Below are 23,181 nucleotides of genomic sequence, written 5' to 3' on the forward strand. Positions count from 1 at the left end.
CTCAACTTAACGTCCCAGCCGCCCAAGCGCTGTAAAAATTGCCTGACTCACTTCATCAATCGGCTGGTCGGCATTAATTTGGATAATTCTGCTCCGATTCCGCTGATAATATCCGAGTACTGCCGCCGTCTGCTCATGATACGTTTTAAGCCGATTGGACACCACTTCCGGACTGTCGTCCTTCCGCTGCATCAAAGGGCCGCACCCTTTGTCGCATTGTCCGTCCACCTTCGGCTTCAAATTGACAATATGATAAACGGCTCCGCACTTCGGACAGCTGCGCCGGCCGGTCATCCGGTCCAGAATCGCCTCATCCGGAACCTCCAGCGAAACAATCGCATCGATTCGTTCCCCGGCCTTTTTCAGGGCCGCATCCAGCCCCTCCGCCTGAACAACCGTACGGGGAAAGCCGTCCAGCACATAACCTTTGGCGCCGGCTTTTTTAATCGCCCCAATCATCATATCGATAATCAAATCATCCGGCACCAATCCCCCGGAATCCATATAGGACTGCGCCTTGCGTCCCAATTCCGTTCCGGCCGCCCGCTCGGCTCGAAGAATATCCCCGCTGGACAGATGCGCCAGTCCGTACTTCTCCGTAATTCGCTTGCATTGAGTCCCTTTGCCGGCCCCAGGCGGTCCCAGAAGAATCAGCTTCATATCCGCGCCCCCCGAATCCGGCCGGCGGAAGAAAACCCTTCATAGTTTCGCATCAGCAGATTCGCTTCAATCCGCTGCACCAGGTCCAGCGAGACGCTCACTACAATCAAAAGTCCGGTTCCTCCGAGGAAGGATGACGCCGTATAGTCCACGCCGAACATCTGCGTCACCAGACTGGGCACCACCGCGATAACCGCCAGAAAGGCCGCTCCGAAGAAGGTGATCCGAATCATCACGGTTTCCAGATATTCCGCCGTCCGATGACCGGGACGCAGACCCGGAATAAAGCTGCCGCGGTCCCGAAGGTTTTTGGCCATATCCTTCGGCTGAAACTGGACCGTCGTCCAGAAATAAGCAAACACAAAAATCAGAATAATATAAAGCAGGTTGTAGGTATAAGCCATCGGGCGAAATGCTTCAATCAGCATCCGCATAATCGGCGAAGCCCCTAATGCCGAGATATGAGTCGCCAGCTGCTGAAGGATAATCGGCGGAAACATCATCAGCGACGAGGCAAAAATAATCGGCATCACACCGCCGTGATTGACCCGAAGCGGCAGATAATGCTTAGCTCCGCCGTACATCCGGTGCCCCCGCATCTGCTTGGCCTGCTGAATCGGTATCCGCCGCTGTCCCTGGGTAATCAGAATCGTCCCGGCAACGACGAACACAAAGGCCAGAATCAAAAAGACAATCGTCAGAATCCCATAGGTTCCCGGCTCCGCACTGACCCGAAGGTCCGTCTTTTCAATCACGCCGATAATCGCCGCAGGCATGCGGGCCAAAATCCCCGCCATAATAATCAGGCTGATGCCGTTTCCAATTCCGTACTCATCAATCTGCTCCCCAAGCCACATCAAAAAGATGGTGCCGGCCGTCATCCCCACCACGCCCATAAAAATGGCGCGGCCGTGCATGCCGGGATAGGTAAAACCGTCCAACGCCGCCATCCGCATAAACATCAGCGCCTGTATCACACACAGCGGAACCGTCAGATAACGCGTATATTCCTGAATTTTTTTATAGCCGGTAGCTCCTTCCTGACGAAGCTTTCTCAGCGGCGGATAAATTTCTCCGAGGAGCATCAAGATAATTGAGGCCGAAATATAGGGCATAATCCCCAGCCCGAACAGACTGCTTTGGCTGAGTGTCCCGCCGGTAAACATCTGCAGGGTTTCTGCGGCACGCCCGAACGGCGTTTCTCTGTCCCGACTGGCCGCCTGTTTGGTAATCTGCTCCTGGTCAAAGCCGGGAACCGGAATATGATAACCGATCCGGTAAATCACCAGCAGGGCCAGCGTGAACAAAATCTTGTTCCGCAGGTCCGGAATCTTAAAGATGTTGACAAATGTCGCCAGCATGTTGTTGGTCCTTCCGTGTTCCTACCTCAGGCCACCACTTTCGCCGTCCCGCCGCAGCCGGAAATCTTCTGTTCGGCGCTCTTGCTGAACTTATGGGCCGAAACGACAAGCTTTTTGGTCAGCTCGCCGTCCCCCAAAATCTTGACCCGGCTTTGACAGCTTCGGACAAGTCCGACACCGGCCAGCTCCTTGACACCGATGGAATCGCCATCGCGGAAATACCGCTCCAGCTGCGAGACATTGACAATTTCATATCGCTCGGAAAACGGAGCATTGCTGAAGCCCCGCTTGGCCAGCCGGCGGAACAGCGGCATCTGACCGCCTTCAAACGCCGGATGCAGCGAGAACCCGGAACGGCTCCGGTCGCCTTTGTGACCCCGTCCGGCTGTTTTGCCGTGTCCGCTGCCGGGACCTCGGCCGACTCGTTTCCGCTTCTTATTTGCCCCGACTAACGCTGTAATTTCATCACTTCGCATGGTTGACTCACCACCTTTTGACTGCTTCCACCGCGACCCCGCGGATTGATTCGATGGTTTCCTTATCCCGCAACTGCAGCAATCCATTCATCACGGCCTTGACAACATTCTTGGCCGAGCGGCTGCCGTTGATTTTCGTCAGCACATTCCGAATCCCGGCATACTCCAAGACCGCACGGGCGCTCGAACCGGCAATCACACCGGTACCCGGACTGGCCGGAATCATCGTAATCTGCGTCGCCCGGCTCTTTCCGATCACTTCGTGCGGAATCGTGCCGCCGACAACCGGAATCCGCTTCAGATTCTTTTTGGCGTCTTTGATGGCCTTCTCAACAGCCGGCGGAACCTCATTGGCCTTGCCGTATCCGACCCCGACTGTTCCATTCCGGTCTCCGACAACCACCAGGGCCGAAAAACTGAATCGTCGCCCGCCTTTGACCACCTTGGCGTTCCGAAACACCTTCACCACCGTATCTTCCAGCGGCTGTTCGCCCTGCATTGTAAGTCTGGTTTCTTCAGCCAACTCTGTTCTCCGTTTCTGCAGGTTTCTTGCTTCCTGTCATTCCTAAAACTTCAGGCCCGCTTCGCGTGCTGCATCGGCCAGGGCCTTGACTCGGCCGTGATATTTATATCCGTTTCGGTCAAAACAGACCGCTCTGATTCCGATGTCCATCGCCTGTTTGGCCAGTGCGGTGCCGATGATTTTGGCCGCCTCCCGATTGCCCCCGCTCTTGAGCTGTCCCCGAAGAGCCCGACTCATCGTGCTCGAGGAGGCCAGCGTCACCCCCGCTACATCATCAATAATCTGAGCGTAAATATGCCGGCTGGACCGAAATACCACCAGACGAGGACGCTCCGGCGTCCCGAAAATTTTTCTCCGCGACCGAAAATTACGCCGCAGCCGCGTTCGTTCGATTCGTTCTCTCTGCATCCAACTACTCCTGACCCGTTCAATTACCCGCCGGAGGCAAAGGCCTTGCCTTCCTTGCGGATAACATGTTCGTCCGCATACCGTATTCCCTTGCCCTGATAGGGCTCCGGCGGTTTGACTCTGCGAATTTCCGCCGCAAACTGTCCGAGAACCTGCTTGTTGGCGCTGGACAGCACAAACACCGCCGGCGTCTCATTTCCTTTGGTCGCCGGCGTTTTGATTTCCACCTTCACTTCTTTCGGAATCGGCAGCTCCGCCGGCTTGGCGTATCCGACGGATAAAATCAGCTTGCCGCCCTGTTCCTTCACACTGTAGCCGGTTCCGTAAATCAGCATTTCCTTTTGGAATCCCTGACTGACCCCCTTGACCATGTTGTTCAGCAGAGCACGGGTCGTTCCGTGAAGGGCTTTCTTCTGCCGATTTTCCGGCTCCGGATTGCTCACTTCAATTTTCCCGTCCGCAATCCGAACCTGGATTTCCGGCCGACACTGCATTTGAAGAGTTCCCTTCGGACCGCTGACCTTGATCAGCAGCCCCGACTGCTCCACCTTCACCCCGCTGGGAATCTGAATTGCCTTTTTTCCGATTCGACTCATTTAGCTCACCATGCAAAGTAATTCGCCGCCGATATGGTCCCGACGGCAGACTCGATCGCTTACCACACCTCGACTCGTGGATAAAATCGATATGCCCATCCCATTCAGAACAACAGGCAAATCGTCCACACCGCAATATCTCCGGCGCCCGGGCGTGCTGACCCGCTTAATCATCTGAATGACGGGCCTGCCGTCCGGGGTATATTTCAGAAAGACCCGAAGCAGTCCCTGCTTGCCGTCATCAATCCGATCATAATCCCGAATATAACCTTCCTCTTTCAGAACCGCCGCAATCCCTTCGCATACCTTGGAGGCCTTCACCTGAACCTGCGAACGGCCGACTCGCGACGCGTTCCGTATCCTGGTTAACATATCAGCTATCGGATCACCTAAACTCATGAATCTCTCCAAAAAAAACGTCCGGTCTGCCGCCGTTTACCAGCTGGCCTTCTTGACGCCCGGAATCTTCCCTTCGTTGGCCAATTTCCGAAAACAAATCCGGCAAATCTTAAACTTTCGATAAACCGCCCGAGCCCGCCCGCAGATTTGACACCGCGTATAAGCACGGCTCCGAAATTTCGGTTTCTTTCTCGCCTTGTTTTCCAGTGCCTTGGTGGACATATCCGTCTCCCGCGCTCTTCGTATTCTTACGACCGAAACGGCATCCCGAACAGCCGCAGCAGCTCACGGCCTTCTTCATCCGTCTTGGCGCTCGTTACAAATGTAATATTCATCCCCTGATTCACCTCAATCCGGGCCGCATCAATTTCCGGAAAGACGCTCTGCTCATCCAGACCCATCGAATAATTCCCATGGCCGTCAAATCCGTTGGGATTCAGCCCGCGAAAGTCTTTCACCCGCGGAATAGCCAGGTTAATCAGGCGGTCCAGAAACTCATACATCCGCTCCCGGCGAAGGGTCACCTTCAGGCCCGTCTTGTCTCCCTGACGCACCTTAAAGTTCGAAACACTCTTCTTCGCCGCACAGATCAGCGGTTTCTGCCCGGTTATCACCGTCAAATCCCGCATCGCCATATCCAGAAACTTCTTGTCCTGCGTGGCTTTTCCGACACCCATCGAAACCACAATCTTTTCCAGACGCGGAACAGCCATCGGCGTCGTGTATCCAAACTTCTCTTTCAGCGCCGGAACAATCTTCGATTTATATAAAACCTTCAAACGAGCCATATTCACTTCACCTTACGTTATTTCTGCTTGGCTTTCCGCACAATTCCGATTTCCGTTCCGTCCGCGGCCGTCCGCTTCTTGACACCCTTCGAATCCGAAACAAACCGAACCCGAGTCCCTTTGTTGGTCTTGGGATGCACCGGCAGCAGATTGCTCAGATGAATCGGACGCTCTATCCGAATTCGTCCGCCCTGCGGGTTCTTTTGCGAAGGCCGGACATGCTTGTAAACCAGGTTGACCCCTTCCACCAGCGCCTGTTCCTTGCCCGGTATCACCCGAATCACCCGGCCGGTTACACCCTTCTGGTCCCCGGAAATCACCTGCACCATATCGCCTTTTTTAATATGTCTTGCCATATCCGTTCTCGGCTTTCCTCACACTAAACCACTTCACTGGCCAGCGAGATAATTTTCATAAAGTTTTTCTCGCGAAGTTCCCGAGCCACCGCCCCGAAAATTCTCGTCCCGATCGGATTATTCTCATTGTCAATAATCACCGCCGCATTGCTGTCAAACCGAACATAGCTGCCGTCCGGGCGCCGGACCGGATACTTCGTGCGGATAATCACGCACTTGTACACCTTCTTGCGGTCCAGCTGACAGCTGGGCAAGTGCTTCTTAATCGCCACGCACACGATATCCCCGATGCTGGCCGTTACCCGGGTGTACTTGCCTTTTCGGGCACTGCTCTTGCCCAGCACTCGAATACACTGAGCTGTTTTGACGCCGCTGTTGTCGGCGATTTCCAACATGGTTTCCTGCTGTATCACGGCTGCATCCTTTACTCTTTGACCGCTTTCTGCAATATCTTCACCAGCCGCCAGCTCTTGCGCTTGCTGATGGGGCGGCAGGGAGTAATTTCCACAAAATCGCCTACGCCGGCCTCGTTGGCCGGGTCGTGAACCGCCAGCTTCGTGCGGCGGCGGATATATTTTTCATACTGCGGATGCTTCATCAGATAATCAATCCGCACCACAATGCTCTTGTCTCCGCTGCGGCTGACGACTGTCCCGCATTTTTTCTGAATCTTTTTCACTGGTTCCATATCCACTTACCGGGTCTTCCGTTCTTCCTCGCGCAGTACCGTTTTGATGCGGGCAATATCCCGACGGATATTGCGAATCACATGACGGTTCTGCAAATTTTCCGTCACCGCCTGACAGCGAAGTTCAAAAACCTTCCGCTGCAGTTCCTGAAGCTTTTCCAGGCGTTCATCCGTTCGCAGTTCTCGTATTTCCGATATCTTCATAGGTGCATCCCTTTTTTATCCGAGCGAGTGACGACGGGTGACAAAGCGGCACCGAATCGGCATCTTGTGCGCCACACGCAGCAGCGCTTCTTTGGCAACGCTTTCCTCCACGCCGCCGATTTCAAACAGAATCGTCCCCGGCTTTACACGCGCCACCCAGCCGGCCACCTCAGCTTTCCCTTTTCCCATTCGGGTTTCCAGCGGCTTGGCCGTATAGGAGTGATCCGGGAAGATTCGAATATACACCTTTCCTTCACGGTGAAGGTAATGAGTCGCCGCCACACGGCCGGCCTCAATCTGTCGTCCCGTAATCCAGTGCGCCGAAAGGGCCTGAAGACCGTATTCTCCGAACGCCACGTAATTTTTTCGGGTTGCAACTCCTTTCAGCGTTCCTCGCTGATGCTTGCGGTATTTAACTCGTTTGGGCATTAAGGCCATAAGCAAACCACCTCTTTCAGCAATCTGTCCTTATGCTTCCTGACTCATATTCTCCGCCGGGCTGTCTGTCACGGCGGAAGACTCCTCGGAAACCGGCGACTCCCCTGCACGTTCGCGAGGACCCCGACGAGGCCGGCCGGCCCGACGCGGCTTTACCGGAGCCTTGGCAATCGCCTCTTCCCCGAATTTCCCTTTATAAATCCATACTTTAATTCCAATTGTACCATAGGTCGTGCGAGCAACCGCCAGACCGTAATCCACATTCGCATCCAGCGTCTGCAGCGGAATCGAGCCCATCTTCTGGGTTTCACTGCGGGCAATTTCCGCCCCCGCCAGACGCCCGCTGCAGATAATCTTGACCCCCAGTGCGCCGGCATTCATCACATTCTCACAGGCCGTCTTCATTGCACGCCGATACGCCGCCCGTTTCTTAATCTGTTCTGAAATGCTCTCCGCGACCAGCGTCGCATCCAGATTCGGCTCTTTGATTTCAATCACATTGATGCTCACCTTGCGGTCGATCAGCGCCTCGAGTTCCTCACGCAGTTTGTCAACTTCCGTACCTCTTGGACCAATCACCATTCCCGGTCGGGCCGTATGAAGGGTTACCTTGACTTCATTGCGGGTTCGGGCAATCTCCACCTTCGAGACCGCTGCGTACGGGGGCTGACGGTTGAATTTCTTGTCCACGTACTCCCGCAATTTGTAATCCTCAATCAAAAACTCCCCGTAGTTGGCCTTCGGAGCAAACCACGTGCTCTGCCACGGCAGCGTGATACCTGTTCGAAACCCGATCGGCGATGTCTTTTGACCCATAAATGCCTCAATTTCCGATTATTGCTGGGATACAGAAACAATAATATGACTGGCCTCTTTGCGAATCGGATGAGCACGACCGCGGTCTTTGGCCCGCCATGCTTTGGTGCCGATTCGACGCCCTGCCGGATCGACCCTCGCTTCCGACACAACCAGATTCTCCACATCCGCCTCCTGTTCATCCGCATTGGCAATGGCGCTCTGCAGGACCTTTCGAACCGCTTCCGCCGCGCGCTTCCGAGTGAACTGGAGGATATCCAGCGCCTCCTGAACCTCACGCCCCTGAATCAGCTGTGTAACCAAATGCACCTTGCGGGGCGACATCGGAGCATAGCGGTACATCGCCCGCCACTGAGAAATATCCTGGACTTCCACCCCCAGGGCTTCCGCCAGCCGGCGGACGTCTTCTGAAGTAGGCGTCGGTGTCAGAAATCCCTTCCGCCAGTTTCGAAGCGCCCGAACCGCATCCTGCTCGCTGCGGCCGCCGCGGGCCAGATGACCCGCCAGCTGCTGGAGCGTCATCTTCCGCTGCCGGCAAATCTGATTGAATTTCTTTACATTCAGCATAAGTTCACAACCTTATTGGGTCGATTTTCCTTCCTGATTCACACGTTGAAAAAACTTATTTGGCCTCTTCTTTCTTGGCTCCGGAGTGACCGCGGAACGTGCGGGTCATTGAAAATTCTCCCAGTTTATGGCCCACCATATCTTCTGTAATAAAAACTTTATGGAACATCTTTCCGTTGTGGACCAAAAAAGTATACCCGACAAACTCCGGTATCACCGTGCAGGCACGAGCCCATGTCTTAATCGGTTCTTTGCTGCCCGTTTCCATCTGACGACGGACCTTCAGATACAACTTCTCATCGACATACGGCCCTTTTTTTCGCGAGCGTCCCATTCAACTACCTCTTTGTTTTCTGTTGCTCTTGCCTCATCCGGCCTACAGCACTAACTGAACACCCTGATTGCTCTTGCGGCGGCGAATAATCCGTCGGCTGCTCACCTTGCGCGGATTCCGTGTCTTGCCGCCCTTGGCCAGCACACCCGTCGGAGAACACGGATGCCGACCGCCGTTGGCACGGCCCTCACCGCCGCCCAGCGGGTGCGCTACCGGGTTCATTGCTTTTCCGCGAACATGCGGGCGAATTCCCTTATGACGATTCCGGCCGGCCTTGCCGACCTTGACGTTCTGATAATCCGAATTGCTCAGCTGCCCGATGGTCGCCCGGCATTCCTTGCGAACCATTCTCATTTCACCGCTGGGCAGAATAATCGTCACCCAGTCCCCTTCCTTGGCCATCACACGGGCGACACCCCCGGCCGTGCGAACCAGTTTGCCGCCCTGACCTGCCTCCAGCTCAATATTGTGAATCTCCACACCCACCGGAATAAACTCCAGCGGCATTGCATTGCCGACTTTCGGCTCCACCGAAGGGCCGCTTTCGACCGTCTGCCCCACCTGAATACCCTGCGGAGCCAGAATGTAGCGTTTCTCACCGTCTTCGTACTGCACCAGCGAGATAAAGCAGTTGCGGTTCGGGTCATACTCAATCGTCAGAACCTTCGCCGGCATATTGTCCTTATTCCGCTTGAAATCGATAATCCGGTAAATCCGGCGCCCGCCGCCCCCGCGGAACCGAACTGTCGTCTCTCCGGTATTGTTTCGGCCGCCGCTCTTTTTGATGCGGACACACAAACTCTTCTCCGGACGAAACGCCGTCAATTCCTTCTTATAATCAATCACCGAAGCATTGCGGCGCCCGGGACTGGTCGGTCTATAAACTCGAATGGCCATAGTGCATTCCCTTATTTAGTACAAATCAATCCGATACTCATCCTGCAGCACAACCCAGGCCTTTTTCCAGGCCTTGGTATGGGTGAAGAAACGCCCGCGGCGGCGGGGTTTCCCCTTCACATGGGCCGTGCGGACATCCCGAACCTTCACGTTGTAAATCTTCTCAATCGCCTGGCGAATCTGAACCTTGTTGGCTTTCGGATTCACCTCAAACGCATACACATTCCGCGCATTGGCAAAGTGAATGCTTTGTTCCGTAATAATCGGCCGAACTATAATCGCATATTCATTCACGGCTGTTCCCCGTTAATTCGTATTGGTCTGTCGATTTACGACGGACAGAAACGCCTCTTTCGTAAAAAGCATCTTCTGCTTATTGCAGATATCGCCGGCATTCAGGTCCGAAACCACCATCACATCCACTTTCGGAACATTCCGTGCGGATTTGTACAAATTCTCATCCAGCTTCGGAATCGTCACCAGACAGCTGCGGTCAATCTTCAGATTCTTCAGTACCCGGGCAAATTCCTTCGTCTTGGGTTCGGAAAACGCCAGCTCATCCACCACAACCACCTGCCCGCTCTGCAACTTGGCCAGAATCGCCGAATCCCGCGCCAGCTGACGCTGCTTCTTGGGCATCCGCTGGCTGAAATCCCGGGGCAGCTTGGCAAACGCCACACCGCCGCCCCGACGCGAACAGGTTCGAATCGTACCCATTCGGGCGTTTCCGGTCCCCTTCTGCCGATACAGCTTTCGGGTGGACCCTTCCACACGGCCGCGGTTTTTCGTCGCCGCCGTCCCTACACGCCGATTGGCGTGATACATCACTATCGCCTGCTTCAGCAGGGCCGCTCGAACATGACCGCCCAAGACGTCTTCATTGACCTGAATCCGGTCAACTTCCTGCCCTTCTCGATTGTAAACTGCTACATCAATCATTGCTCTTACCAGCCTTCCATTCTGAAAGGGCTTTTACTTCTTTGTCTTCGCTGTTCGGATTTCCACATACCCGCCGGCGGGCCCAGGAACCGGACCTTTCACCGCCAACAGGTTGTTTTCTGCATCAATCCAGACCAGTTTATGATTGCGGCTGGTGACGCGGTCCATCCCCATATGACCGGCCATCCGCTTGCCTTTCTTGATATTCCCGCCGTGACCGCGGTCGCTGCCGTGTCCGCTCAAAGACCCGGGCGAACGGTGCTTGCGCTCCGTTCCGTGAGAGGCCGGCTGTCCGCCGAACCCGTGCCGCTTCATCACGCCGGCAAATCCCTTGCCTTTGCTGATGCCGCTGACATCCACATACTGAACCCCTTCAAAAATCTTCACATCCAGCAAAGACCCCGGTTTATACTCCTCTTTCGGCTGCTCCGATAGACGCCATTCCCGAACAAAACGCTTTACCGCCGTGCCCGCCTTGTCCGCATGCCCTTTTTGCGGTTTCTTAACCCGAGAGGGCTTCACATCATCAAACCCGAGCTGCAGAGCACAATATCCGTCTTTCTCCGGCGTTTTCACCTGAAGAATCGTGCACGGACCGGCCTGGAGAACTGTCACAGGCGTCATCCGCCCTGCATCATCATAGACCTGAGTCATTCCTACTTTTTTACCGAGCAACATCACCATTGTCGAAATCCTTATTGGGTCGCAATCCACTCCTGCGGCAGCCGTCATCAAGCCTTTATCTTGACAAAAACGCTCGCAGGGACAACAAGCCGGTTCAGGGCTTCCACCGTGCGGGCATTGGCATCATAGATATCGATCAGACGCTTATGCGTGCGCATCTCAAACTGTTCCCGAGATTTCTTGTCCACATGGGGACTGCGAAGAACGGTATACCGCTCAATCCGGGTCGGCAACGGAATCGGACCGCTCACCAAAGCATTGGTACGCCGGGCCTGCTCCACGATTTCCTTGGCGGAACTGTCCAATGCCCGATGGTCATAGGCCTCCATCCGGATACGAATTCGTTCTGTTTCGCTTGCCATGACTGTCCCTTATTCTTTGTCTACCTTCAATGTCCTTATTATTGAAAGCGGAACAAAATAACCGCTTCTTTCTTGTAAAACAAGAAAATTTTCAGGCAAAAAACGGTTTAAATACAAAAAAACCGCTTTTTGACCTTTTTAGGCAGGTAAGGCACTCTTTCGGGCCTCCCTTAGATCAGACGCCTTCCTTCAGACGCCTTTGAACAGGACATATCAAGTCCATTTACCCTGTTCTCGCTGCCCTTTTGGGCTTTCTACCATCCATGCACTTGTTTTTCGACATGTGCGGCTCCAACTCGGTACGCAAAGAAGTCCCTTCTCTGCTCGCTAAGCCGCAAAACCAACCTATATAACTTTTCCGGAAAATTCTGTCAATATCCTAAAAGAATTTTTTCTGAAATTTGTTCCGGCACCCGTTCGTAGGTCAGCGGTTCCATTGTAAAACTTCCCCGTCCGGCCGTTGCCCCGCGAAGTTCCCCCGAATAGCCGAACATTTCCGCCAGTGGCACTCGGGCATCAATCACCCGCGTTGTCCCGTGCAGCTCCGTGTTCGTAATCACTCCTCGTCGGGAAATCAGATTGCCCTGAACCGCCCCAAAATACTGGTCCGGGATAATAATCTGCACCCGCATAATCGGCTCCAGCAGAATCGGCTGGGCCTTCGAAAGGGCATCTCGAATCGCCAGCACACCGGCCTGTTCAAACGCCAAATCCGATGAATCCACAGAATGATAGGAGCCGTCTAATAACGTAACCTTAACGCCTACAACAGGATAGCCCGCCAGCGGCCCGCTGCCCAATCCCTCATGGATGCCGCTTTCAGCAGCCGGAATATATTCTTTGGGGACTGTTCCGCCGATGACAGCATTCACGAAAACATTTTCTCTGCACAGATTGCCGTTCTCATCCAGATTCGGCTCCACTCGGATAATCACATGACCGTACTGCCCTCGCCCGCCTGTTTGCTTGACAAACTTGCCTTCCCCTTCGGCAGGCACACTGATAGTCTCTTTATAGGCAACACGCGGCTTCCCAACCCGGACATCCACACCCAAATCCCGGATTAATTTATGCTGAAGAATCTCCAAATGCAGTTCTCCCATCCCGCTGATTAAGGTCTGGCCGGTCTCTTCATCATAGGTATGGTCAAACGTCGGGTCTTCACGGCGCAGAATCCGAAGCGCCTCACCGAGTTTGGTTCGGTCCGCCGCCGACTTCGGCTCAATCGACATACTGATCACTGTTTCCGGAAAACGAATGCTTTCCAGCTGCACCGGATAATGCGTATCCGTCAGCGTATCCCCCGTCAGAGTCTCTTTGAGTCCCACAACCGCCACAATTTCTCCGGCCCTCGCCTCATCCAGCAGAAACCGTTCATTGGCATGCATCTCAAAAATCCGCGTAATATTCTCCTTGCGGTTTCGGTTGGTATTCAGGACCCGGCTGCCCTTCCGCAGCGTTCCCTGATAAATCCGCAGAAAATACAAATCCCCGTGCTTATCCGCCGTAATCTTAAACGCCAGCGCCACAAACGGCTTTTTCTCATCCGGAACAATTTCCACCTTCTGTTCCTGCTTTTCCCCCCGAAAAGCAATCGCCGGCGGACGGTCCAGCGGCGAAGGCAGGAAATCACACACCGCATTCAAAAGCCGCCGAATCCCCATATTCCGCAGCGCCGCCCCAACCAGAACCGGATGCAGCCTTCCCTCCACAGTTCCCTTGCGAATCGCCCGATACAGCTGCTGGGCCGACACCGGACGGTCATGCAGGTACGCATCCAGAAGCTCTTCATCAAATTCCGCCGCCGCCTCAATCAAATCATGACGCGCCACCTGCGCATGGTCTTTCAGCGAATCGGGTATCGGCTCCTCCCGCCAGTCCGCCCCTACCTCCAGCTGGTCATAAAAGAACGCCTTCTCTTCAATCAAATCCACCAGCCCGACAAAATCGCTTTCCGCCCCGATGGGAATCTGAATCGGGACCGGATGGGCCTGCAGCTTCTCCCGAATGCTGGCCACACACATATCAAAATCCGCCCCGATTTTGTCCATCTTATTAACAAAGCACAGACACGGCAGTCCGTACTTCTTCCCCTGCCTCCAGACCGTCTCGCTCTGCGCCTGAACCCCTTCGGATGCATCAAATACTGCTATCGCCCCATCCAAAACCCGCAAAGACCGCTCGACTTCCGCCGTAAAATCCACATGCCCCGGCGTATCAATCAGATTGATGATATGACCGTTCCAGAAACATTTGGTGGCCGCCGAGGTGATCGTAATACCCCGTTTCTGCTCCTCCTCCAGATAATCCATTACGGCGGTTCCTTCATGAACTTCGCCGATTTTATAGGTCTTTCCGGAAAAGTACAAAATCCGCTCACTGACGGTCGTTTTGCCCGCGTCAATGTGAGCCATAATCCCGATATTTCTCAGTTTTTTCAGTCGTTCGCTCATCGTTAGACGTTGATTCCTTTTCGGACATTTCCGAATGTCTATCCTGTTTTAGAATAAAAAAACTGCCACGGTTTTTCTGTTCAAAAACCGTGGCAGTTTATTTCCTGCGACTACTAGGCAAAGTGAGCAAAGGCCTTGTTGGCCTCGGCCATTCGATGCACGTTCTCGCGGGTCGTAATGGCGGTTCCCTCCTTCTTATAGGCATCCATCAGTTCGGAAGCCAGCCGGATATGCATCGGCTTTCCGCCCTTGCCGCGGGCCGCCGCAATAATCCACCGAAAGGCCAGCGACTGCTGACGCGCAGGACGCACCTGCATCGGCACCTGATAGCTGGCACCGCCGACTCGCTTGCTGCGAACCTCCAAGATCGGCTTGACGTTTTCCACTGCCGTTTCAAACACCTCCAGCGGCGGGACATCCGGCATTTTCTCCTGGATTATCTTCATTGCCTCATAAAAAATCTTGCTGGCCTTGCTCTTCTTGCCTTCCCACATCAGGCAGTTGATAAACTTCGAGACGGTCTTGCTGTGATAAACCGGATCCGGTTTTAACATTTCGTAGGAAGCTGTAAACTTTTTTGTTGCCATACATTCACCTTTGCTCTTGTCTTATCGCTCCAAAACGGTTTGAAAAAACCGGTTCCTTAGGCCTTCTTGGCTCCGTACTTGCTGCGTCCCTGCTTGCGTCCGGCCACACCGGCGGCATCCAGCACGCCGCGAATGATATGATAGCGAACACCGGGCAGGTCGTGAACACGCCCGCCTCGAATCAGCACTGTACTGTGTTCCTGTAGATTGTGGTCAATCCCCGGAATATACGCCGTCACTTCTTTGCCGTTGGTCAGACGCACACGGGCAATCTTCCGCAAAGCCGAGTTCGGCTTTTTGGGGGTCTGGGTTCGAACAATCAGACAGACCCCCCGCTTCTGCGGGCTGCCGCTGATATCGGAAATTCTCTTTTTGCCTTTTTTGCTCCGGCCTTTTCTTACCAACTGGTTAATTGTAGGCATTTTAACTCCAAATAAAGTCTTTTTTCACACTTCCTATTCAAGACCCAACGCCGCCTTGACCGCTCGATCTTTGGCCGCTTCGGCCTCTTTGGCCTCACGAAGTTCCTCAAGCTGCTTGGGCACAGGCGGCTCGGCCAAATGCTTGATTCGAATATCCAAATGACGCTTGAACGCCGTCCCTGCCGGGATCAAATGTCCCAAAATCACATTTTCCTTCAAACCCAGCAAATAGTCTACTTTACCCGCCAGCGCCGCCTCTGTCAAGACCTTTGTCGTTTCCTGGAAGCTGGCTGCAGAAATGAAGCTTTCCGACTGCAGCGAGGCCTTCGTGATGCCCAGCAGCAGCGTATTAGCCGTAGCCGGACGCGGCTTTTTGCCCTTGGCGGGCGTTCCGCCCAGCATCGCCGCCTTTTCATTGGCCGCCTCCAGAACTTCCTTGGATACCAACTGGCCTTCCTGCAGGTCTGTATCGCCTTTTTCCACAACACGCAGACTCTTGCTCAATTCCGCATTGACCCGGCGGAACTCCGTCTTATCCACCACTTCGCCGGGCAGGAAGGGACTGTCGCCCACCGAATCAATCTCCACCTTGTTCATCATCTGGGCAATGATGATTTCAATGTGTTTATCATTAATGTTCACACTCTGCGCTCGGTACACATTCTGAATCTCCCGCAGGAGATACCGCTGCAGGGCTTCTTCTCCCTTAATCCGCAGAATATCATGCGGAACCAGCGGCCCGTCCGTCAGGGCATCCCCGGCTTGAACATGGTCTCCGGTGTGGAAGTTCAAATGACGGTCGCGCGGAACATGGTGTTCCTTTTCCATTCCGCTTTCATTGCGGATAATAATGGTCATCTTGCCGCGTCGCTTGTCGGTCTTCAGCTCCACCACACCGCTGATTTCCGCCATCGCCGCCGGTTCTTTGGGCTTGCGGGCCTCAAAGATTTCCGTCACACGAGGCAGGCCGCCGGTAATATCCTGCGTCCCGCTGGAACTGCGAGGCAGACGAGCCAGCAGAGCCCCTGCCTTGACTTCCTGTCCCTCTTCGACCTCCACGCGGGCCTTGGCCGGCAGATAGTGCACGTCCAAAATCTTGCCGTCTTTATCTTCAATAATCACCTGCGGGTGCTTGTCGCCTTTGTGTTCAATAATCACCGGCTTGCCGCGCTGGCCCTTGCGCTCTTCTTCCAGACGCATCGTCTCGCCTTCGATGACATCCACCAGCCGAACCATGCCGGCCACCTCGGCCAGAATCGGCACACGGTGCGGGTCCCAGGCAAACAAACGCTCGCCCTTCTTGACCCGCTGGCCTTCCTGCACCAGAATCGTCCCGCCGTACGGCACCTTAAACCGCTCCAACTCACGGTCTTTTTCATCCACCAGCAGCATTTCGCCGCTGCGCTTCAGAGCAATCAGCACCTTTTGCCCTTCGACTTCCGTCTCCACTGCATTCAGGTCCAGATATTTGACAATGCCGTCACGCGGGGCTTTCTGATCCGTTTCAATCAGAGACACCGCCGCAATCCCGCCGGTGTGGAAGGTTCTCATTGTCAGCTGGGTTCCCGGCTCCCCGATCGACTGAGCGGCAATGATGCCCACCGCCAGGCCTTCCTCCGCCAGCTGGCCTGTGCTCAAATCCCACCCATAGCACTTGGCACACACCCCCAGCGGACTTTCGCAGGTCAGCGGGCTCCGGACGCGAATCGCCTCCAGACCCAGCTGCTCAATCTTCTCCGCCGCTTCCGGCGTAATCACCTCGTTTTCACGAACAATCATCTCGTCCGTAATCGGGTTGCGGATGTTGTCGCGGGCCGTGCGGCCGATAATCAGCTGCTTGAGCGGCACGTCCACGGTCTCACCTTTGTACACCGTCGATTTTGTAATCCCCTGCAGCGTGCCGCAGTCATGTTCCCGGATAATCACATTCTGGGCCACATCCGCCAGCTTTCGCGTCAGATAGCCCGAGTCGGCCGTCTTCAGAGCCGTATCCGCCAGACCCTTGCGGGCCCCGTGCGTCGAGCTGAAGTATTCCAGCACGTTCAGACCTTCGCGAAAGTTTGACTTAATCGGCGTTTCAATAATTTCGCCGCTGGGTTTGGCCATCAGAGTACGCATGCCGGCCAGCTGCTGAATCTGGTCGATGCTGCCGCGGGCGCCCGAGTGACGCATCACCCAAATCGGGTTCAGATAGGGCTTGCCGTCGCGTACGTCGTTCTGCATCGCCCGCATCATCGCATTGGTCACCTGCACGCGGGCATGGGTCCAGGCGTCAATAATCTGGTTGTAACGCTCCCCTTCCGTCAGAACACCCGCATTGAAGTTCTTCATAATGCGGTCCACCTTTTTCTGGGTCGCTTCGATAATCGCCTGCTTCTCCGGCGGAATCCGCAGGTCCATCAGGCCGAAACTCATCCCCGACAGGGTCGCCTGCTTGAAGCCCAATTCCTTGATGTCATCCAGCAGGTTAATTGTCGCCCGGCAGCCGGCCTTTTTATAGGCGTCTTCAATCACCTGGCCCAGCCGTTTCTTGTCCATCACAATGTTGTAGAACGGCAGTTCCGGCGGCAGAATGTCATTAAACAGACACCGCCCGGGCGTCGTCTCAATCACCGGCCCTTTTTCCCGGCCCCGCTCGCCCAGCACCTCTTTGCTCTCCGGCAGACGAACCTTGACCCGCGCGTGTGGGCTTACAACGCCCAGATTCAGAGCCGTAATCGCCTCCATCGGGTCGCGGAAGCACATCCCCTCGCCCTTCTGCTTGTCCGCCATATAGGTGATGTAGAAGTTGCCCAGCACGATATCCTGCGAAGCGTTGAGCATCGGCGAACCGTTGGCGGGCGAGAAAATGTTGTTCGTGGACATAATCAGTGTATGCGCTTCCACCTGCGCTTCAATACTCAGCGGCAGATGCACCGCCATCTGGTCGCCGTCAAAGTCCGCATTAAAGCCGCCGCAGACCAGCGGGTGAAGCATAATCGCGTTTCCTTCCACCAGCACCGGTTCAAAGGCCTGAATGCCCATCCGGTGCAGCGTCGGGGCCCGGTTCAGCAAAACCGGATGCTGATGAATCACTTCCTCCAGAATATCCCACACCTGCTCATCCCGCCGCTCAAGCATCCGTTTGGCGCTTTTGATGGTATCGGCCAGACCCCGCTCCTTGAGTTTGCGGATGATAAACGGCTGATACAGCTCCAGCGCAATCTTCTTGGGCAGACCGCACTGATACAGCTTCAGGTGCGGCCCCACCACAATCACCGACCGGGCCGAATAGTCCACTCGCTTGCCCAGCAGGTTCTCGCGGAAGCGCCCCTGCTTGCCCTTGATCATATCCGTCAGGCTCTTGAGCGGACGGTTGTTGCTGCCCAGCACCGGCCGACGGCACCGCCCGTTGTCCAGCAGCGAATCCACCGCCTGCTGAAGCATCCGCTTCTCGTTGCGGATAATCACTTCCGGCGCATTCAGGTCAATCAGCTTCTTCAGACGGTTGTTGCGGTTGATAATCCGCCGATACAAATCGTTCAGGTCGCTGGTCGCAAAATTGCCGCTCTCGAGCATCACCAGAGGCCGCAAATCCGGCGGAATCACCGGAATCACCTCCAGCACCATCCACTCCGGCTTGTTTTCGCTGGCCCGAATCGCATTCACCAGCTTCAGACGCTTGGTCAGGTCTTTAATCTTCTGCTTGCTGGTCGTCTCATTGATCGCCGCCCGCAGTTCTTCACTCAACGCCGCCAAATCCAGCTTGCTGAGCAGTTCCTTAATCGCCTCCGCCCCCATCGAGGCCTTAAAACAGTTGCCGTATTTGCTGAGGGCATCCCGATATTCATCCTCCGTCAGCAGCTGCTTGGCCTTCAGCGGGCTCTGCCCCGGGTCCGTAACCACATAGTCCTGGAAGTACACAATCTTTTCAATGTCTGTGGTTTTCATCCCCAGCAGTGTGCTCAGCCGGCTCGGCATCGCTTTGAAAAACCAGATATGAACCACCGGTGCTGCCAGGTTGATATGCCCCATCCGCTTGCGCCGCACCCGGCTGTGCGTTACCTTCACCCCGCACCGGTCGCAGATAATCCCCTTAAACTTCGTCCCCTTGTATTTGCCGCAGGCGCACTCCCAGTCCCGTTCCGGACCGAAAATCCGCTCACAGAACAATCCGTCCTTTTCCGGCCGATAGGTTCGGTAGTTAATGGTCTCGGGCTTGCGGACCTCCCCAAACGACCAGCTCCGAATATCGTTCGGACTGGCCAGCGAAATCTTCACCGAACCGTAATCATTGATTCGATCGTAAATCGTCTCTGCCATAATAGGACCCGCTCCGTTTTATATCCTGTTTTCGTTTGTTTTCGCACCAAAAAAAGTTCCCCGCTTACAGCGGCACTGCACCGAGCCGTTTTTTCTCCAGCTGAATATTCAGACCCAGACCGCGGATTTCGTTGCAGAGCACATCAAAGGAAATCGGGGTGCCCGCCTCGAGCGTATTGGTACCCTTGACCATCGACTCATAAATCTTGGTGCGCCCTTCAATATCATCGCTCTTAACCGTCAGCAGCTCCTGCAGCGTATAGGCCGCCCCGTACGCCTCCAGCGCCCAGACTTCCATTTCACCGAACCGCTGGCCGCCCGTGCGGGCCTTGCCGCCCAGCGGCTGCTGCGTAATCAGACTGTACGGTCCCGTCGAGCGGGCGTGAATCTTGTCATCCACCAGATGATGCAGCTTCATCATATAGATGTAGCCGATGGTCACTTCCTGGTCAAACGGCTCGCCGGTCCGCCCGTCATAAATCCGCGCCTTCAGCATCGGCGGGATCTGCGTAAACAGCTCCTCCGCCGGCGGAGCCTGCTTCTTCTCCTCAATCTCCTTGATGCGGCTGCGGACATGCTGGTTGGCCTCTTCAATAACCGCCCGAATGTCCTCTTCCGTCGCTCCGTCAAACACCGGGGTAATCGCATCAAAGCCCAGCACCTTGGCCGCCCAGCCCAGATGCGTCTCCAGAATCTGTCCGACGTTCATACGGCTGGGAACACCCAGCGGATTCAGACAAATATCCACCGGCGTTCCGTCTTCAAGGAACGGCATATCTTCCACCGGCATAATCTTGGCGATGACGCCCTTATTTCCGTGACGACCGGCCATTTTGTCGCCGACCGAAAGCGTCCGCTTGGTCGCCACATACACCTTGACCATCTCCAGCACCCCGCTGGGCAGTTCATCGCCGTGTTTGAGCCGGTCCAGTTCATGCTTCTTCTCTTCCTGCAGGGCTACTATGTTCGGCCAGTACCGGTCCACAATCTTCTGGGCATCCTCCCGTACTTTAGCCGGCTTGATCCAGGAAATATCAAAGTTCTCGACCTGCTCATACAGCACGTCAATATTATCACTGACACCGACCCGCTGCTTGGTGTTCGGGTCCACCACTTCAATGCCCAGCTCCCGGTGAATCTCCTCCATCATCTTCCGGAAGACGGCGCATTCCTTGGCAACCATTTCTTCTTCATATTTCTTCATCTTCTGCTTCTGCTGCTTGCGCTGTTCTTCCGTCCCCCCGCCGCGGCGCATAAAGTGGCGGGTTTTAATCACCACGCCTTCAAACCCGCTGGGAACCTCCAGCGAATCATTTTTCACATCTTCGCCGGCCCGCCCGAAAATCGCGTGCAGCAGCTTTTCTTCCGGCGTCAGTTCCGTCTTGCTCTTGGGCGAAACCTTGCCCACCAGAATGTCGCCCGGTCCGACACGCGTGCCTTCGCGGACAATGCCGTTTTCATCCAGATTGCGGAGGGCCTTTTCACTCACATTGGGAATATCCCGCGTAAACTCCTCGCGGCCCAGCTTGGTTTCACGCACTTCGACCGTAAACTCATCAATATGAATGCTCGTATATACATCATCCTGCACCAGCCGCTCGCTGATGAGAATAGCGTCTTCAAAGTTGTATCCGTCAAACGGAACAAACGCCGCCAGCACGTTGCGCCCCAGCGCCAGCACGCCCTGGCTGGTGCCGCCGCCGTCAGCAATAATCTGTCCCTTCTTGACCTTCTCGCCGAGTTTGACAATCGGTTTCTGATTCAGACAGGTCCGCTCGTTGAGCCCCACAAACTTGTGCAGCCGATATTCGTCCGTCCCGTTGATGACAATCCGCATCGCATCGACGGCTGTCACCGTTCCGCTCTGACGGGCACGAACCACCATACTTGAGTTCTGCGCCACCGGCTCTTCCATTCCGGTCCCCACCAGCGGCGGCTCCGTCACCAGAAGCGGCACCGCCTGCCGCTGCATGTTCGAACCCATCAGCGCCCGGTTGGCGTCGTCGTGTTCCAGGAACGGAATCAGCGCCGCCGAAACCCCGACAATCTGCCGCGGGGAAACGTCCACGTAATTGACCAGCGAACTGTCCACCTGCGTCAGGTCGCCCTTCTCCCGGGCCAGCACCAACCCGTCCCGCAGCTTCATCGTCGCCGGGTCAATCATGCTCGGCGGAGCAAAAATCGCCTCCATCTCCTCATCCGCCCGCAGATACACGATTTCATCCGTTACCTTCTTGTCCTTGACCTTCCGGTACGGCGTCACCAGAAAGCCGTATTCATCCACCTTGGCAAAAATGCCCAGCGAGACAATCAGACCGATGTTCGTGCCTTCCGGCGTTTCAATCGGACAGACGCGCCCGTAATGGCTGATGTGCACGTCGCGCACTTCAAAGCCCGCCCGTTTGCGGTTCAGACCGCCGGGTCCCAGCGCACTCAGACGCCGCTCATGCGTCAGCTGGCTGAGCGCGTTGGTCTGGTCCACCACCTGGCTCAGTTCGCCCCGCCCGAAGAAAAACTCCACGCTGCTGGAGACGCTCTTGCTGTTCACCAGGTCGGCAATCCGCTCAATCTCCTCCGGCGACTTCATGCTCATCCGCTCCTGGACCGTCCGCCAAAGCTTCAGCAGCCCCTTGCGAATCTCCGAGGCCGCCAGCTCATCAATCGTCCGCAGACGCCGGTTGCCCAGATGGTCAATGTCATCCACTTGACCTTTATTGCTGCGAAGGTCCAGAATATACCGAATCGTATTGATGAAGTCCTCCGCCCGAAGTGTCATCTCCCGCTCATCCACATTCTGATGGAACTTGCGGTTCAGGCGGAAACGCCCCACCGCCCCCAGCCGGTAGCGGTTCGTATCAAAGAACTTCTCCTCAAACAGCGCCTTGGCCTTTTCAATCTGGGCCGGATTGCCCGGACGCAGCCGGGCATACAGCTTCAGCAGCGCCTCTTCATGGCTGTCGCAGCCGTCCTTCGCAATCGTATTGAGAATCAGCGGGTCGGATGCCTCGCGAATCACCTCGACAGTTTCCAGGGAGCTGGCCTGAATCGCCGTCACCGCATCGCCCAGCTGGGCGCCGGCTTCGACGAGAATCTCCCCCGTCTCCGTGTCCACAATCGGACCGACCGCCCACATCGTCGGCTCCAGCTTTTTGACCTTGACCGTCTCGGTCTTGTAAAACAGCCGCAGCAGGTCTTCGGTCTTGCTGTATCTCTCATCCATTGCCCGCAGGAAGGTCGTCGCCGGAATCTTGCCAGACTGGTCAATCCGAATCACCAGCACATCCTTCTTGGTCACCGACATCTCGATCCAGCTGCCCCGTTCGGGAATAATCCGCGCCCCGTGCAGAATCCGGTCGCCGTCCTTGCTGTCAATCACAAAATCCACACCCGGACTTCGATGCAGCTGATTGACAATCACTCGCTCGGCCCCGTTGATGATAAATTCTCCGCCGCCGATCATCACCGGAATCTCGCCCAGGTAAATCCCCTGCTCGGCCACCACACCGGCGTCCTTGCGTTTCAGGCGGCAGTGAATCTTCAGCGGATACCCGTAGGTCAGCCGCAGTTCCCGGCACTGTTCAATCGTATAACGCGGCTTTTCCAATTCGTAGCCCAGATATTCCAGCTCCATCGTCTTGTCATAGCTGACGATGGGAAAGATCTCCCGGAAGAGGGCCTCCAGACCGATGTCCTTCCGTTTGGACATCGGCACATCCGCCTGCAGAAACCGTTCATAACTGGCAATCTGCACTTCAATCAGATTCGGAATCGGCACCGCATCTCCGATTTTCCCGAAAACCCGGACATTTCGTGATTTCATTCGACCTTATCTCCCTTAGGATCTTCTGAACCCGCCTTGGGCTGTCGGTTTTCCCAAACCAAACACCGCCTTCAGTTCATTCGGAGCATTCTCCGCTCCGT

General features: G+C 55.3%; 27 protein-coding genes. All 27 read right to left on the bottom strand.

Annotated features, from left to right (window positions below; genetic code table 11):
- Window positions 1–6: 6 nt before the first annotated feature.
- A complete protein-coding gene (locus PKY88_00230) occupies window positions 7–660 on the bottom strand; it encodes an adenylate kinase (protein ID HOQ03627.1) in 654 nt (217 codons plus the stop codon).
- Entirely contained in the window at window positions 657–2,021 is a 1,365-nt protein-coding gene (gene secY / locus PKY88_00235) for a preprotein translocase subunit SecY (GenBank protein ID HOQ03628.1), read from the bottom strand. The genes PKY88_00230 and secY overlap by 4 nt, the downstream gene beginning before the upstream one ends.
- A gap of 26 nt (window positions 2,022–2,047) precedes the next feature.
- Window positions 2,048–2,497 (bottom strand): 50S ribosomal protein L15, encoded by a 450-nt coding sequence (gene rplO / locus PKY88_00240; protein ID HOQ03629.1) that lies wholly within the window; start codon window positions 2,495–2,497, stop codon window positions 2,048–2,050.
- 7 nt (window positions 2,498–2,504) lie between these two features.
- Window positions 2,505–2,996: a 30S ribosomal protein S5 gene (gene rpsE, locus PKY88_00245; GenBank protein ID HOQ03630.1), complete on the bottom strand. Its 492-nt coding sequence runs from the start codon at window positions 2,994–2,996 to the stop codon at window positions 2,505–2,507.
- A gap of 66 nt (window positions 2,997–3,062) precedes the next feature.
- Window positions 3,063–3,428, bottom strand: a complete 366-nt coding sequence (rplR, locus tag PKY88_00250) for a 50S ribosomal protein L18 (protein HOQ03631.1) — start codon at window positions 3,426–3,428, stop codon at window positions 3,063–3,065.
- A gap of 23 nt (window positions 3,429–3,451) precedes the next feature.
- Window positions 3,452–4,024, bottom strand: coding sequence for a 50S ribosomal protein L6 (gene rplF, locus PKY88_00255; protein HOQ03632.1), 573 nt, complete (start codon window positions 4,022–4,024; stop codon window positions 3,452–3,454).
- Window positions 4,025–4,423 (bottom strand): 30S ribosomal protein S8, encoded by a 399-nt coding sequence (rpsH, locus tag PKY88_00260; protein ID HOQ03633.1) that lies wholly within the window; start codon window positions 4,421–4,423, stop codon window positions 4,025–4,027.
- Window positions 4,424–4,459: 36 nt separating this feature from the next.
- Window positions 4,460–4,645 (bottom strand): type Z 30S ribosomal protein S14, encoded by a 186-nt coding sequence (locus PKY88_00265; GenBank protein ID HOQ03634.1) that lies wholly within the window; start codon window positions 4,643–4,645, stop codon window positions 4,460–4,462.
- Window positions 4,646–4,671: 26 nt separating this feature from the next.
- The gene (gene rplE / locus PKY88_00270) at window positions 4,672–5,211 is read right to left on the bottom strand and encodes a 50S ribosomal protein L5 (protein ID HOQ03635.1); all 540 of its coding nucleotides are present in this window, start codon (window positions 5,209–5,211) and stop codon (window positions 4,672–4,674) included.
- A gap of 17 nt (window positions 5,212–5,228) precedes the next feature.
- Window positions 5,229–5,567 carry a 50S ribosomal protein L24 gene (gene rplX, locus PKY88_00275; protein ID HOQ03636.1) on the bottom strand — a complete coding sequence of 113 codons (339 nt, stop codon included), beginning with the start codon at window positions 5,565–5,567 and terminating at the stop codon, window positions 5,229–5,231.
- A gap of 23 nt (window positions 5,568–5,590) precedes the next feature.
- Window positions 5,591–5,980: a 50S ribosomal protein L14 gene (gene rplN / locus PKY88_00280; protein ID HOQ03637.1), complete on the bottom strand. Its 390-nt coding sequence runs from the start codon at window positions 5,978–5,980 to the stop codon at window positions 5,591–5,593.
- Between the two features lie 11 nt (window positions 5,981–5,991).
- On the bottom strand, window positions 5,992–6,255 hold the full coding sequence (rpsQ, locus tag PKY88_00285) for a 30S ribosomal protein S17 (protein ID HOQ03638.1): 264 nt from the start codon (window positions 6,253–6,255) through the stop codon (window positions 5,992–5,994).
- 6 nt (window positions 6,256–6,261) lie between these two features.
- Window positions 6,262–6,459: a 50S ribosomal protein L29 gene (gene rpmC / locus PKY88_00290; protein ID HOQ03639.1), complete on the bottom strand. Its 198-nt coding sequence runs from the start codon at window positions 6,457–6,459 to the stop codon at window positions 6,262–6,264.
- A 15-nt stretch (window positions 6,460–6,474) separates the two neighbouring features.
- Window positions 6,475–6,897 (bottom strand): 50S ribosomal protein L16, encoded by a 423-nt coding sequence (gene rplP / locus PKY88_00295; GenBank protein HOQ03640.1) that lies wholly within the window; start codon window positions 6,895–6,897, stop codon window positions 6,475–6,477.
- Between the two features lie 30 nt (window positions 6,898–6,927).
- Window positions 6,928–7,713 (bottom strand): 30S ribosomal protein S3, encoded by a 786-nt coding sequence (rpsC, locus tag PKY88_00300; protein HOQ03641.1) that lies wholly within the window; start codon window positions 7,711–7,713, stop codon window positions 6,928–6,930.
- A gap of 18 nt (window positions 7,714–7,731) precedes the next feature.
- Window positions 7,732–8,280 carry a 50S ribosomal protein L22 gene (rplV, locus tag PKY88_00305; protein HOQ03642.1) on the bottom strand — a complete coding sequence of 183 codons (549 nt, stop codon included), beginning with the start codon at window positions 8,278–8,280 and terminating at the stop codon, window positions 7,732–7,734.
- A gap of 55 nt (window positions 8,281–8,335) precedes the next feature.
- Window positions 8,336–8,614, bottom strand: a complete 279-nt coding sequence (gene rpsS / locus PKY88_00310; protein ID HOQ03643.1) for a 30S ribosomal protein S19 — start codon at window positions 8,612–8,614, stop codon at window positions 8,336–8,338.
- 42 nt (window positions 8,615–8,656) lie between these two features.
- Entirely contained in the window at window positions 8,657–9,511 is an 855-nt protein-coding gene (gene rplB, locus PKY88_00315; GenBank protein HOQ03644.1) for a 50S ribosomal protein L2, read from the bottom strand.
- Window positions 9,512–9,526: 15 nt separating this feature from the next.
- On the bottom strand, window positions 9,527–9,805 hold the full coding sequence (gene rplW, locus PKY88_00320; GenBank protein HOQ03645.1) for a 50S ribosomal protein L23: 279 nt from the start codon (window positions 9,803–9,805) through the stop codon (window positions 9,527–9,529).
- A gap of 12 nt (window positions 9,806–9,817) precedes the next feature.
- Complete coding sequence (gene rplD / locus PKY88_00325) at window positions 9,818–10,450, bottom strand: 50S ribosomal protein L4 (GenBank protein ID HOQ03646.1); 633 nt, start codon at window positions 10,448–10,450, stop codon at window positions 9,818–9,820.
- A gap of 33 nt (window positions 10,451–10,483) precedes the next feature.
- The gene (gene rplC / locus PKY88_00330) at window positions 10,484–11,134 is read right to left on the bottom strand and encodes a 50S ribosomal protein L3 (protein HOQ03647.1); all 651 of its coding nucleotides are present in this window, start codon (window positions 11,132–11,134) and stop codon (window positions 10,484–10,486) included.
- A gap of 47 nt (window positions 11,135–11,181) precedes the next feature.
- Window positions 11,182–11,496, bottom strand: a complete 315-nt coding sequence (rpsJ, locus tag PKY88_00335; GenBank protein HOQ03648.1) for a 30S ribosomal protein S10 — start codon at window positions 11,494–11,496, stop codon at window positions 11,182–11,184.
- A 371-nt stretch (window positions 11,497–11,867) separates the two neighbouring features.
- Window positions 11,868–13,949, bottom strand: coding sequence for an elongation factor G (fusA, locus tag PKY88_00340; GenBank protein HOQ03649.1), 2,082 nt, complete (start codon window positions 13,947–13,949; stop codon window positions 11,868–11,870).
- Between the two features lie 113 nt (window positions 13,950–14,062).
- Window positions 14,063–14,536 (bottom strand): 30S ribosomal protein S7, encoded by a 474-nt coding sequence (gene rpsG / locus PKY88_00345; protein HOQ03650.1) that lies wholly within the window; start codon window positions 14,534–14,536, stop codon window positions 14,063–14,065.
- 56 nt (window positions 14,537–14,592) lie between these two features.
- Window positions 14,593–14,958, bottom strand: a complete 366-nt coding sequence (gene rpsL / locus PKY88_00350; GenBank protein ID HOQ03651.1) for a 30S ribosomal protein S12 — start codon at window positions 14,956–14,958, stop codon at window positions 14,593–14,595.
- A 33-nt stretch (window positions 14,959–14,991) separates the two neighbouring features.
- A complete protein-coding gene (gene rpoC / locus PKY88_00355; GenBank protein ID HOQ03652.1) occupies window positions 14,992–19,260 on the bottom strand; it encodes a DNA-directed RNA polymerase subunit beta' in 4,269 nt (1,422 codons plus the stop codon).
- Between the two features lie 64 nt (window positions 19,261–19,324).
- Complete coding sequence (gene rpoB, locus PKY88_00360) at window positions 19,325–23,080, bottom strand: DNA-directed RNA polymerase subunit beta (GenBank protein HOQ03653.1); 3,756 nt, start codon at window positions 23,078–23,080, stop codon at window positions 19,325–19,327.
- Between the last annotated feature and the right edge of the window lie 101 nt (window positions 23,081–23,181).

This window comes from Anaerohalosphaeraceae bacterium, assembly GCA_035378985.1.
In the GTDB taxonomy this organism is placed as follows: domain Bacteria; phylum Planctomycetota; class Phycisphaerae; order Sedimentisphaerales; family Anaerohalosphaeraceae; genus JAHDQI01.